We start from the raw sequence: 12,224 nt of genomic DNA on the forward strand, positions 1-12,224 counted from the left end.
GTCGAGCCGTGCACGTAGAGCCGCTCGCCGACCCGGCCGTACAGCGTCGGCAGCACCACGGGCGCGCCGTCGCGGACGTAGCCGAGGTGGCAGACGTAGCCCTCGTCGAGTATCGCGTGCACCAGTTCCTTGTCGTACGAGGCCCGGTGTGCGGAGCGGGTGGGGACGGTGCGGTCGGTCGGGGTGTAGGAGTCGGCCGGGGACGTCGGCGGCGGGGTTCCCTGCATTGCGCTCTCCATTGCACTAGTGCATAATCTGATTTGTGCTAGGAGAATATCGGATCGAAGGGCGGCGCGCAGCGGACATCGCGGCGAGCGTCGAGCGCGCGGTGGGCTCCGGCGAGCTGGAGCCCGGACAACTGCTGCCGCCCATGCGGGAGTTGGCGGTCGAACTCGGGGTCAACCCCAACACTGTCGCGGCCGCGTACCGAGTGCTGCGCGAGCGCGGGGTCATCGAGACCGCAGGGCGCCGGGGCAGCCGGGTGCGGCCCGCGCCGGCCACGACCGGACGGGACCTCCTCCGCGTGGACGTGCCCGAGGGCGTGTGCGACGTGTCGGACGGCAACCCGGATCCGGTGCTGCTGCCGCCGCTGGCACCGGCGTTCGCGGCGGCCGCGGCGCGGGGCGACCGGGAGCCGGTGCTGTACGGGGATGTGGCCGTGGAGCCGGAGCTGGCCCGCACGGCCCGCGCGAGGCTGGACGCCGACGGGGTGCCGGACGGGCCGCTCGCCGTCGTCTCCGGAGCGCTCGACGGCGTGGAGCGCGTCCTCGCCGCCCACCTCAGGCCCGGCGACACGGTCGCCGTCGAGGACCCCGGGTGGGGGAGCGCCCTCGACCTCGTCCCCGCACTCGGGCTGCGCACGGCCGGGGTCGGGGTCGACGACGAGGGGCCGCTTGTCGACGACGTGCGCCGCGCCCTGCGGGGCGGCGCGCGGGCGCTCATCGCCACGGCGCGGGCGCAGAACCCGACCGGCGCCGCGGTGACCGCCACGCGCGCGCGTGCCCTGCGGGCCGTCCTCCGGGAACACCCGGAGGCCCTGCTGATCGAGGACGACCACGGTCACGGCATCGTCGACCTGCCCCTGCATCCGCTCGCCGGGGCCACCCGGCACTGGGCCTTCGTGCGCTCGGTCGCCAAGGCGTACGGCCCCGACCTGCGGCTCGCCGTGCTCACCGGGGACGAGGTCACGGTCGACCGGGTCCGTGGCCGGCAGCGCCTCGGACCCGGCTGGGTGAGCCGCCTGCTCCAGCGGGCCGTGGTACGGCTGTGGGCGGACGGCGTCCCGGACACGCGCGCGGTGGCGGCGGCCTACGGGCGGCGGCGCGAACTGCTGATCGGCGCGCTGGCCGAGCGCGGGGTCGCCGCGCACGGGCGCAGCGGGATGAACGTGTGGGTGCCCGTGCCGGACGAGACCGGCGTCGTCGCGAGCCTGCTGCACGCCGGCTGGGCCGTCGCCCCCGGTGCCCGCTTCCGGCTGAACGCCCCGCCCGGCATCCGGATCACGGTCTCGGCCCTGCGGGAGGGGGAGGAGGCCGAGCGGCTGGCGGACGCGGTGGCGGCGTCGCTCCGCCCGGCGCCGGCGCGGAGCTACGTGTAGAGGGCCACCGCGGCCTACGCGTTCTTCGGGCGGGCCTGGGTCAGGGCCGCGCCCGCCAGGACGACCACCGCGCCGACCGGGGTCGACCAGGCGAGGTGTTCGCCGAGCACGGCGACGCCGGCGGCGGTGGCGATGACCGGGACGAAGTACGTGACCATCTGGGCCGTCGTCGGGCCGACCTCGGCGACCAGACCGTACTGGACGAGCATCGCCACGCCCGTGCCCAGGACGCCCAGCGCGGCGATCGCGAGCAGTGGCACGACGGGCAGGTGGTCGGGGGCGCTGGTGAACAGCGGCGTGACGACGGTGAGTTGCAGCGTGGCCAGGAGCAACTGGCCGCCGGTCAACGACAGGTGGGACTCGGTGGAGCCCGCCAGGGTGCGGCGGACGTAGATCCAGCCGACCGGGTAGCTCAGCGAGGCCAGCAGGGCCATCGCGGTGCCGCCGGCGTCCAGACCGTGGAAGCCCTGCCAGGCGCCGAGCACGGTGAGCACCCCGAGGAAGCCGAGCCCGAGCCCCGCGACCCGCAGCCGGGTCGGGCGGTCCTCGGAGAGGGCGACCAGGGACAGGGCCATGCCCCACAGCGGCGAGGTCGCGTTGCAGATGCCCGCGAGGGTGGACGGGATCGTCAGCTCCGAGTACGCGAAGAGCGAGAACGGCAGCGCGTTGAGGAAGAAGGCCGCGACCGCCAGATGCCCCCAGGTGCGTGCGCCGCGCGGCAGCCGCTCCCGCTTCACCGCCATCGCCACCGCGAGCACCGCCGTGCCGAACACCAGCCGCCCGAGCGTGACCTGGAAGGGTGCGAAGCCCTCCGTGCCCACCTTGATGAACAGGAAGCTGAAGCCCCAGACCAGCGAGAGGAAGGCGAAACGGACCTGCCACCGCACAGGGCGGGCGCGGCGGACCCGTCCGGCAGGGACGGGCGGGGTCTGCGAGGAGACGGCGGAGACGCTCATGGTCGTACGATGCCTGCCGCCGACCTCGTAGCACAATCGAGAATTCGCGCGCAATATCTCGTAGCATCGCTTACATGTTGAACCTGGAGCGCCTGCGTACGCTCGACGCCCTCGCCCGGCACGGTTCGGTCAGCGGTGCCGCCGAGGGGCTGCACGTGACGACGTCGGCCGTCTCCCAGCAGATGGCCAAGCTGGAGCGGGAGGTGGGCCAGCAGCTCCTGGCCAGGAACGGCCGGGGCGTGCGGCTCACGGACGCCGGCCGGCTGCTGGCCGAGCACGCGGCGCGCATCCTGTCACAGGTCGAGTTCGCCCAGTCCGACCTGGAGGCCCAGCGCGGGCAGGTGGTCGGCGAGCTGCGGCTGGGCGCGTTCCCCACCGCCGCGCGCGGGCTGTTCCCGGCGGCCCTGTCCCGTCTGCGCGAGCGGCACCCGGGGCTCAGGGTGCGCACCGTGGAGATGGAACCGGCCGCCGCGGTGCGGGCCGTGGTGCGCGGCGACGCCGACCTGTCGGTCGTTCTCGACTGGTACAACAAGCCGCTGCCCGTGCCGGAAGGGCTCACCCGGGCCCCGATCCTCGACGACCCCGCCGACGTGGCACTGCCCGCCGCGCACCCTCTCGCCGACCGCGCCGAGGTCGACCTCGAGGACTTCGCGGACGACGACTGGGTCACCTGGGGCGAGGCCGAGTTCTGCGACGAGTGGCTGCTGGACACGCTCCGCTCCAAGGGCGTCGAACCGCGCATCGCCCACCGCGCCGAGGAGCACGCCACCCAACTCGCCCTGGTCGCCGCCGGCCTGGGTGTGTGCGTGGCCCCCCGGCTCGGGCGGGGCCCACTGCCCGCGGGCGTACGCACCGTCCCGGTGCGGCAGACCGTACGGCGCCACGTCTACGCCGTATGGCGCTCCGACGCCGACCGCCGCCCCTCGATCCGCGCGGCGATCACCGCTCTCCGCACGACAGGAGGCCGGCCGGTCTGAGTGCCCTGCCCACAGCCGCCGGCCGGGCCCACCCGGACGCGACGTGGCCGCAACGCCCGCCACACGGTGGTCGCGGCCCCGAGGGTGGCGGTGAGCGGTCCGGTCGGCGGTCGCGGTCCGGCGCCCCCGGTGCTGGGCCCCGGGGGCGCCGGACTCGAGGGTCCGTACCGGAGACCGGTGTGTGTCCGGGGCGGGGCGCGCGGGGCGCCGCGGCTACGCGGAGCCCAGTTTGCGGAAGTCCCAGGAGACGGTCCTTTCCGGGGTCAGGCGGATCCAGGCGTGGCGGCCGTCGTGCGGCATCTCCTCCAGGTCGAAGTACTTGCGGGCGAACAGGGTTTCCGGGACGTCGAGTTCGGCGCAGAGATCGCCGATGCGCGGTGCCTCGCCGACGAACTCCGCCGTGCCGGACAGCTCCGCGCCACGCAACTGGTCGTACTCCTCGCCGGTGTCGACGACTATGGCCACCCTCGGGTCCCGCCGCAGGTCGGCCCAGCGCTTGCTGCGCACCACGGAGTAGAGCCACAACGAGACGCCGTCCCAGACGAACCACAGGGCGCTCACATGCGGTGCGCCGCCGGTCGATGTCGTGGCGACCCGGCAGGTGCGCTGCATGGTCAGGAAATCGTCCAGCTCACCCGGCGTCATCATGATCTTCCGGCCCCGGCGCTGAGTGACGGTCATACGGCCCCTCTTTCTTTTCTCCCACGTGGTGCCAGAGGACATGCCTCTGACACCACGTCAGGAAAAGGCGAGGCGCGTCAGGCCAGCCTGATCTCGCCGTCCGCGACCGCGATGTCCTTCGCGGGCAGCGGCTGGACCGCCGGGCCTTTCCTGACGCTGCCGTCGGTGGCGGAGAACTCGCTGTTGTGGCAGGGACAGCTGATCACCCCGTCGGCTATCCGGTTCACCGCGCATCCCTGGTGGGTGCACTTGGACGAGAAGGCCTTGAACTCGCCCTTCGTCGGCTGCGTGACCACCACGCCCTCGCTGCCGAAGACCTTGCCGCCGCCCTCGGGGATGTCGGAGGTCTTCGCCAGCACCGTACCGCCGGAGCCGGCCGCGGCGCCGTCGCCGCCCGAACTCCCGCTCGCGTCGCCGCCGTTCTGCGTGGTGGACGAGCCGGACGAGGACTTGTCCTCGGACCCGCACGCGGTCAGTGCGGCGGCGAGTCCCGCCGCGCCCACCGCGGCCACCACCGTACGGCGGGTCGGTGTCCCCTGGGGCTGAAGCGCTTCGCTGGTCATGCTGACGTTTCCCTTCCGCGCAGACTTCCTGGTCCGCCCAGGGGTACGGCCGGCGGGCATCCGGCGTTCAGACCATGTCCAGATCTTGACCGACGGGGGCCAAGCGGAGGTGAGGCGCCCGGCGCGACCCCGGTAACCTGGGGCGATGCTCAAGGAAGTCATCGCGACCCGGTACATCACGCCGCTGCGTGAGGGCGGCTCGCTGCCGGGGCTGATCGAGGCGGACGACCTCGGGACGTACGTCCTCAAGTTCACCGGCGCCGGGCAGGGCCGTAAGACACTCGTCGCCGAGGTGGTCTGCGGGGAGCTCGCCCGGCGGCTGGGGCTGCGGGTGCCCGAACTGGTGACCGTCGACCTCGACGCGGTGCTGGGCCTCGGCGAACCCGACGAGCAGGTGCAGGAGCTGCTGAGGTCCAGCGGCGGCACCAACCTCGGCATGGACTTCCTCTCCGGCGCCCTCGGCTTCGACCCGCTCGCCTTCCCGGTGGACGCCCAGGAGGCCGGGCGGATCGTCTGGTTCGACGCGCTGGTGAACAACGTCGACCGCTCCTGGCGCAACCCCAACCTGCTGCGCTGGCGCGGCGAGCTGTGGCTCGTCGATCACGGCGCCACCATGATCTGGCACCACAACTGGCCCGCCGCCGAGGCCTCCGCCCAGCGCCCCTACGACGCCTCCGACCACGCCCTCGCGTCCTTCGGCCCCGACGTCACCGCCGCCGCCGAACGGCTCGCGCCCCTGGTCACCGAGGACCTGCTCACCGAGGTGACCGCCGAGATCCCGGACGTCTGGCTGGCCGGCGAGCCCGGCTTCGACACACCCGACGACCTGCGGCGGGCCTACGCACGGCCACTGCTCGCGCGGTCCGCCGTCATCCACGAGCGCATCCACGGCATCGAGGAGGCCAAGTGAGCGACCGTCACCTCGCGGGAGGCGGCCGGGCGGGCGACCGCCACATCGTCCGGGCCGGCCGGCCGGGCGGCCGCGACGTCTACGAGTACGCCCTGCTGCGCGTCGTCCCGCGCGTGGAGCGCGGCGAGTGCGTCAACGCGGGCGTGCTCGTCTACTGCCGCGCCCAGGCCTACGTCGGCGCCCGCACCCACCTCGACGAGGCCCGGCTGCTGGCCCTGGACCCGCACGTGGACGTCGCCGGCGTCCGGGCCGCCCTCGCCGCGGTCGAGGGCGTGTGCGCCGGGGGAGCGGCCGCCGGACAGGCCGCCGGCGACGACGCCGGGCGGCGCTTCCGCTGGCTGGTCGCGCCCCGCTCCACCATCGTCCAGCCCGGCCCGGTGCACACCGGACTGACCGCCGACGCGGCCGCGGAGACGCAGCGGTTGCTGGACCTGTTGGTGAGGTAATGGACCACACGCACACGGTGTGCCGTTGACACCGCGTGCCAGGACTCCTAGCGTCACATCCACCGAAGGTACTAAGCGGTCGCTCACCGCAGACCGGGTTCTCTCAAGGGCGAGGAGAAGCAGCAATGTCCACCACTGAGCAGAGGGTCGCCATCGTCACCGGCGCCGCGCGCGGCATCGGCGCCGCCACCGCCGTACGACTGGCCGCCGAGGGCCGCGCGGTCGCCGTCATCGACCTCGACGAGGCCGCCTGCAAGGACACCGTGGAGAGGATCACCGCGGCCGGCGGCAGGGCCGTCGCGGTCGGCGCCGACGTCTCCGACGAGGCGCAGGTCGAGGCGGCGGTCGCGCGCGTCGTCGACGAGCTCGGCGTGCCCACCATCCTGGTCAACAACGCGGGCGTGCTCCGTGACAACCTGCTGTTCAAGATGAGCGTCTCGGACTGGGACACCGTCATGAACGTCCATCTGCGCGGCTCCTTCCTGATGACCCGCGCCTGCCAGAAGCACATGGTGGACGCCGGCTTCGGACGGATCGTCAACCTCTCCTCGTCCTCCGCGCTCGGCAACCGAGGCCAGGCCAACTACTCGGCCGCCAAGGCCGGTCTGCAGGGCTTCACCAAGACCCTCGCCAAGGAACTCGGCAAGTTCGGCATCACCGCCAACGCCGTCGCCCCCGGCTTCATCGCCACCGAGATGACCAGGGCCACCGCCGAACGCGTCGGCATGGGCTTCGAGGACTTCAAGGCCGTGGCCGCCACCCAGATCCCGGTGCAGCGCGTCGGCGAGCCGGAGGACATCGCCAACGCCATCGCCTTCTTCACCGGTGACGAGGCCGGCTTCGTCACCGGCCAGGTGCTGTACGTCGCCGGCGGACCGCTCGACTAGGGATCGACAGGGATCGACAGGGATCACGGACATGACTGAACTTTCCGGCAAGGTCGCCCTCGTCACCGGCGCCAGCCGCGGCATCGGCTACGGCGTCGCCGAGGCCCTGGTCGCCCGCGGCGACCGGGTGTGCATCACCGGCCGCAACGAGGACGCCCTGAAGGAGGCCGTCGACAAACTCGGCTCCGACCGGGTGATCGGCGTCGCGGGCAAGGCCCACGACGAGGCCCACCAGGCCGAGGCCGTCGAACGCGTCATGGAGGCGTTCGGCCGCGTGGACCACCTGGTCAACAACGCCGGCACCAACCCGGTGTTCGGGCCGATGGCCGACCTCGACCTGAACGTGGCGCGCAAGGTCTTCGAGACCAACGTGATCTCCGCGCTCGGCTTCGCCCAGCGCACCTGGCGCGCCTGGCAGAAGGACAACGGCGGCGCGATCGTCAACATCGCCTCGATCGCGGGCCTCGCGCCCTCGCCGTTCATCGGCGCCTACGGCGTCAGCAAGGCCGCGATGATCAACCTGACCCAACAACTGGCGCACGAGTTCGCGCCGGGGGTGCGGGTCAACGCGATCGCGCCGGCCGTGGTGAAGACCAAGTTCGCCCAGGCGCTGTACGAGGGCCGGGAGGCGGAGGCGGCCGCCTCCTACCCGCTCGGCCGGCTCGGCGTTCCCTCCGACATCGGTGGCGCGGCCGCGTTCCTCACCTCCGCGCAGTCCGACTGGATCACCGGGCAGACGCTCGTCGTCGACGGCGGCATCTTCCTCAACGCCGGAGTGGGCTGACCGCCCGGGGCGCCGGTTCCGTCGGTTCGTCGACATGCCTCTTCGTCGACGCCGACTTGGCGGAATCGGCGCCCTTGCCGACCGAAAACACGCGCGCGGCCGGATGACAACGTCGTCATGTTTCGAGCTGATCAAGAACCCCGTCCGAACCAGGTTCAACGGCCGGGGCGCTGCGGTATGGTCTGCCGACCCTTGGTACGGCAGATCGAGGAGCGTGCGCGTGTTCAACCGGAACCGATGCCTGCGACCGGCAATGGTGACGGCGGCCCTGTCCCTGGTGACCGGGTGCAGCGTCCTGTCCCCCGGCGGCTCCGCCGACGAGGGACCGATCGTCGTGGGGACCACCAGCGCCCCCAGCACTCTGGACCCCGCTGCTTCCTGGGACGGCTCCTGGGAGCTGTACCGCAACATCTTCCAGACGCTTCTGGCCTACCCGAACGGCGCGACCACCCCCCAGCCCGACGCCGCGGAGAGCTGCAAGTTCACCGACACCGACTACCGCACCTACCGCTGCCAGTTGCGCCCGGGGATGAAGTTCGCCGACGGGGACGCGCTGGACGCGCGCGCCGTCAAGCACTCCATCGACCGCATCCGGACCATCAGCGTGGACGGCGGCCCGGCCGGACTGCTCGGCAGCCTGGACAGCGTGCGGGCCGTCGGCGACCGGGAGGTCGTCTTCCAGCTCAACAAGCCCGACGCCACCTTCCCGTTCGTGCTCGCCACGCCGGCCATGTCGATCGTCGACCCGAACGACTACCCGGCGAGCTCCCTGCGCAAGGACAACAAGGTCTTCGGGTCCGGGCCGTACACCCTGCGGTCGTACGAGGACGGAAGGAAGGCGGAGCTGGTCAAGAACGACCGCTACCAGGGGTTCGCCGAGCGAAGAAACGACGCGGTGACCATCCGCTACTTCCAGGACTCCGCCACCATGGTCAAGGCGCTGCGGGACGGGCAGATCGACGTCACCTACCGCGGCATGGCCGCCGACGACATCATCTCCCTGCAGCGCAGGGACTCCAAGGGCCTCCAGCTCGTCGAGGGCGTCGGCACCGACATCAGCTACCTCGTGTTCAACCCCAAGGACCCGTGGGCCGCCAAGCCGGCCGTACGCAGGGCCGTGGCCCAGATCGTCGACCGCGCGGCCATCGCGCACCACGTCTACGAGGACACCGTCGACCCGCTGTACTCCATGGTCCCCAAGGGCCTCACCGGCCACACGACCGGCTTCTTCGACAACTTCGGGGACCCCAACGTCGCCAAGGCACGCAAGTTCCTCACCGACGAGGGCATCACCCAGAAGGTTCCGCTCACCTTCTGGTACACCACCGACCGCTACGGCTCGGAGACCGCCAAGGAGTTCCAGGAGCTCAAGCGGCAGCTGGAGGACTCGGGCCTGTTCACGATCACCCTGAAGAGCCGGCCCTGGAAGACGTACGTCGTCGGCTACCAGAAGGGCGAGTACCCGGTGTTCGGGCGCGGCTGGTTCCCGGACTTCCCCGACGCCGACAACTTCATCGCGCCCTTCGTCGGCCAGAAGAACGCGCTCGGCACGCCCTACGCGGAGCCGAGGATCACCAAGGTGCTGCTGCCCGAGTCCCGCCGCGAGAGCGACCGCGCGAACGTGATCAAGCAGTTCGAGGAGGCGCAGCGGATCCTGGTGAACGACGCGCGGCTGCTGCCGCTGTGGCAGGGCAAGCAGTACGTGGCCGCCAACAACGACATCTCGGGCGGCGAGCGGGCCCTCGACCCCTCGACGATCATGATGATGTGGGAGCTGTCCCGCAAGACCAGCTGGTAGACGGGAGCGTTCTCCGGGGCACGGGCTCGTTGTCAGTGGTCGCCTGTAGGTTCTGGGACCAGGAAGTGACCGCACATCGTGAGGACGTTGACGTGACCGACATCGCCATGCTGCCCGAGTCCTGGCGCGGGGTTCTGGGCGACGAACTGCAGCAGCCCTACTTCAAGGAGCTGACCGAGTTCGTCGAGGAGGAGCGGGCGAAGGGTCCCGTGTACCCGCCGCGCGAGGAGGTCTTCGCCGCGCTGGACGCCACGCCGTACGACCAGGTGAAGGTCCTGGTCCTCGGCCAGGACCCGTACCACGGCGAGGGGCAGGGGCACGGACTGTGCTTCTCGGTCCGCCCCGGCGTGAGGATCCCGCCGTCCCTGCGCAACATCTACAAGGAGATGCACGAGGAGCTGGGCACGCCGGTCCCGGACAACGGCTACCTCATGCCGTGGGCCCGGCAGGGCGTGCTCCTGCTGAACGCGGTGCTGACGGTCCGCGGCGGCGAGGCCAACTCCCACAAGGGCCGGGGCTGGGAACGGTTCACCGACGCGGTGATCCGCGCGGTGGCCGACCGGCCCGACCCGGCGGTCTTCGTCCTGTGGGGCAACTACGCGCAGAAGAAGCTCCCGCTGATCGACGAGACCCGGCACGTGGTGGTCAAGGGTGCGCACCCGTCGCCGCTGTCGGCGAAGAAGTTCTTCGGCTCCCGCCCGTTCACGCAGATCAACGAGGCGGTGGCCCGGCAGGGACACGAGCNGATCGACTGGCGGATCCCGAACCTGGGGTGACGCGGGCGCGGGGGCGCGGTGATCGCCGGTGGCTGCCGTTAGCGTCGGATGCGTCGGTCGGTGACAGGCTGGAGGACGCGCGGTGGTGGAGCGACAGGAGCAGACGGCGTCGGACGCCGTGATGACGCGGATCGGGCAGGGCGTCATGCTGCATCACGCCGGGGACCGGGAGGAGGCCCGGGACCGCTTCCTCGCCCTGTGGGCGGAACTCGGCGAGGACGGCGATCCGCTGCACCGCTGCACGCTGGCCCACTACATGGCCGACACCCAGGACGACCCCGCGGACGAGCTGGCCTGGGACCTCAGGGCCCTGTCGGCGGCCGAGGAACTCCACGACGACCGGCTCGCCGGGCACGGGGGCGCTCCGGCGGCCCGCGCCCTGTACCCGTCCCTCCACCTGAACCTCGCCGCCGACTACCTGAAACTCGGCCACCGCGAGGCGGCCCGCACCCACCTGCGGCGCGCCCGTGGCGCGGCGGACGTCCTCGCCGACGACAGCTACGGCGACGGCGTCCGCGCGGCGATCCACCGGCTGGCGCTGCGGCTGGGGGAGGGCGGTCCGGCCGGGGGGACGGGGGGTCCGCCCCGGCAGCGGTCGTAGGCCGGGCCTCCGGGACCGTACGCCCGCCTCAACGGCCGTACGTCTGGCTGCAGATCCTCGCCTCCGGGCTGTCCGGATTCCACCCGCCGTACTGCCTGCCGAGGGCGCACAGGTCCGCGGTCCGCGGCGCCGGACCCCGAGTGCGCGGTGGCAGCGGTGGGTGCACGTGAGGCACGGCCGGGTGCGAGGGGACGTGGCGGCCGGGGGAGCGGGGCGCCGGCGGATTCTGCCGTTTCCCGGCCGGGGACGGTGGGTCCGCCGCCCGCGTCGGCTCGGTCGGCCTCGGGGAAGGCCCGGTCGGCTTCGGTGAAGCAGAGGGACCGACGAACTCCAGGGCCTCACGGGCCGGGGCCTGGGCGGCCTGTCGGCCGGCGGTGCCGTCCGGACGCGGGACCGGGGGAAGGGCGGAGGCCGCCGACGCGACGGGGGCGGACGGCCGCTGGACCGTGACACAGCCGGAAAGAGCCGCGACGGCCACGGCCACCAGGAGCGTTGCGGTGGTCGACGTACGATGCACCCGCGCCACTCTGCTGGGTCCGGGCCGCCGATGGACCGAAAACGGACAAAGGAGGCCACGGGCGGGTGGTTTTGGGCCCCATAAGGGGTGCCGACGGTGCCCGCGGCTGACGCCGGGGGCCGGTCTCAGTCCCCGGTCGCTCCGTCGACGCGCTCGCGGATCAGGTCGGCGTGGCCGTTGTGCCGGGCGTACTCCTCGATCATGTGGGTGTAGATCCACCGCAGGTTGAACGGCTCGTCGGTGGACCTGCTCCTGCCCTTCGACAGGTCGTCCAGGCCGAAGCCGGCGGCGTTGCGGCGGGCGGTCTCGATCTCGGCCTGCCAGGTGGCGTACGCCTCCGCCCAGGTGTCGTCCTCGGTGACGTGGAAGTCGCCGTCCGGGTCCTGCTCGTTGTAGTAGACCGGCCCGGGGTCGTCTCCCACGAGCACCTTGCGGAACCAGCCGCGCTCCACCTCGGCCATATGCCGCACCAGCCCCATCAGGGACAGCTCGGACGGCTCGGCGGACGCGGTCCGCAACTGTTCGTCGGTCAGGCCCTCGCACTTCCACGCCAGCGTCTGCCGGTGGTAGTCCAACCAGCCTTCCAGCATGGCGCGTTCACCGGCGTTCTGGGCGGGCTCTCGTCGTTCGGTCGTCATGTCCCCGAGCATGGCCCACGCCCCGTCCGTCGCACCACGGGTTTTCCGGCGCCGAACACCCCTCCAGCAGCTTCCGCAGGCCGGCCCGCGCCT

The 12,224-nt window shown here is 72.2% G+C and carries 13 protein-coding genes and 1 pseudogene; 9 read left to right on the plus strand and 5 right to left on the minus strand.

All coding sequences use genetic code 11. The features are described from left to right. Window positions 1-227: pseudogene (locus RH94_RS43755) on the minus strand (pyridoxamine 5'-phosphate oxidase family protein); the annotation flags it as partial. 35 nt (window positions 228-262) lie between these two features. Between RH94_RS43755 and RH94_RS17940 the strand changes: the two are divergent. Next, window positions 263-1,597, plus strand: coding sequence for an aminotransferase class I/II-fold pyridoxal phosphate-dependent enzyme (locus RH94_RS17940; RefSeq protein ID WP_073948582.1), 1,335 nt, complete (start codon window positions 263-265; stop codon window positions 1,595-1,597). Between the two features lie 14 nt (window positions 1,598-1,611). On the opposite strand, the gene RH94_RS17945 is transcribed toward RH94_RS17940, so the two are convergent. Next, a complete protein-coding gene (locus tag RH94_RS17945) occupies window positions 1,612-2,553 on the minus strand; it encodes a DMT family transporter (RefSeq protein WP_107428751.1) in 942 nt (313 codons plus the stop codon). A 74-nt stretch (window positions 2,554-2,627) separates the two neighbouring features. On the opposite strand from RH94_RS17945, the gene RH94_RS17950 reads away from it, so the two are divergent. Beyond that, window positions 2,628-3,530 carry a LysR family transcriptional regulator gene (locus tag RH94_RS17950; protein WP_073948584.1) on the plus strand — a complete coding sequence of 301 codons (903 nt, stop codon included), beginning with the start codon at window positions 2,628-2,630 and terminating at the stop codon, window positions 3,528-3,530. Between the two features lie 213 nt (window positions 3,531-3,743). Here RH94_RS17950 and RH94_RS17955 read toward each other — a convergent pair whose 3' ends face one another. Next, window positions 3,744-4,211, minus strand: coding sequence for a pyridoxamine 5'-phosphate oxidase family protein (locus tag RH94_RS17955; protein ID WP_073948585.1), 468 nt, complete (start codon window positions 4,209-4,211; stop codon window positions 3,744-3,746). Window positions 4,212-4,288: 77 nt separating this feature from the next. After that, window positions 4,289-4,774, minus strand: coding sequence for a Rieske (2Fe-2S) protein (locus tag RH94_RS17960; protein WP_073948586.1), 486 nt, complete (start codon window positions 4,772-4,774; stop codon window positions 4,289-4,291). 145 nt (window positions 4,775-4,919) lie between these two features. Here RH94_RS17960 and RH94_RS17965 point away from each other — a divergent pair, with 145 nt between their 5' ends. The 7 genes from RH94_RS17965 to RH94_RS17995 all read left to right on the plus strand — a co-directional run bounded on the left by RH94_RS17965 (window position 4,920) and on the right by RH94_RS17995 (window position 10,976). Beyond that, window positions 4,920-5,684 (plus strand): HipA family kinase, encoded by a 765-nt coding sequence (locus RH94_RS17965; RefSeq protein WP_073948587.1) that lies wholly within the window; start codon window positions 4,920-4,922, stop codon window positions 5,682-5,684. A gap of 44 nt (window positions 5,685-5,728) precedes the next feature. Further along, the gene (locus RH94_RS17970; protein ID WP_107428754.1) at window positions 5,729-6,130 is read left to right on the plus strand and encodes a DUF3037 domain-containing protein; all 402 of its coding nucleotides are present in this window, start codon (window positions 5,729-5,731) and stop codon (window positions 6,128-6,130) included. 125 nt (window positions 6,131-6,255) lie between these two features. Further along, complete coding sequence (gene fabG / locus RH94_RS17975; protein WP_073948589.1) at window positions 6,256-7,017, plus strand: 3-oxoacyl-ACP reductase FabG; 762 nt, start codon at window positions 6,256-6,258, stop codon at window positions 7,015-7,017. 31 nt (window positions 7,018-7,048) lie between these two features. Further along, window positions 7,049-7,801: an SDR family oxidoreductase gene (locus tag RH94_RS17980; protein WP_073948590.1), complete on the plus strand. Its 753-nt coding sequence runs from the start codon at window positions 7,049-7,051 to the stop codon at window positions 7,799-7,801. A 220-nt stretch (window positions 7,802-8,021) separates the two neighbouring features. Further along, window positions 8,022-9,599 (plus strand): ABC transporter substrate-binding protein, encoded by a 1,578-nt coding sequence (locus tag RH94_RS17985; protein WP_073948591.1) that lies wholly within the window; start codon window positions 8,022-8,024, stop codon window positions 9,597-9,599. A 92-nt stretch (window positions 9,600-9,691) separates the two neighbouring features. Continuing rightward, on the plus strand, window positions 9,692-10,343 hold a 652-nt coding region (gene ung / locus RH94_RS17990; protein WP_234425857.1), incomplete at its 3' end, for a uracil-DNA glycosylase. Window positions 10,344-10,457: 114 nt separating this feature from the next. After that, window positions 10,458-10,976 (plus strand): hypothetical protein, encoded by a 519-nt coding sequence (locus tag RH94_RS17995; protein WP_073948593.1) that lies wholly within the window; start codon window positions 10,458-10,460, stop codon window positions 10,974-10,976. A gap of 642 nt (window positions 10,977-11,618) precedes the next feature. Here the strand turns inward: RH94_RS17995 and RH94_RS18005 are convergent. Beyond that, window positions 11,619-12,131 (minus strand): DinB family protein, encoded by a 513-nt coding sequence (locus RH94_RS18005; protein WP_073948607.1) that lies wholly within the window; start codon window positions 12,129-12,131, stop codon window positions 11,619-11,621. Window positions 12,132-12,224 lie beyond the last annotated feature (93 nt).

The sequence above is a fragment of the Streptomyces kebangsaanensis genome, assembly GCF_001906585.1.
In the GTDB taxonomy this organism is placed as follows: domain Bacteria; phylum Actinomycetota; class Actinomycetes; order Streptomycetales; family Streptomycetaceae; genus Streptomyces; species Streptomyces kebangsaanensis.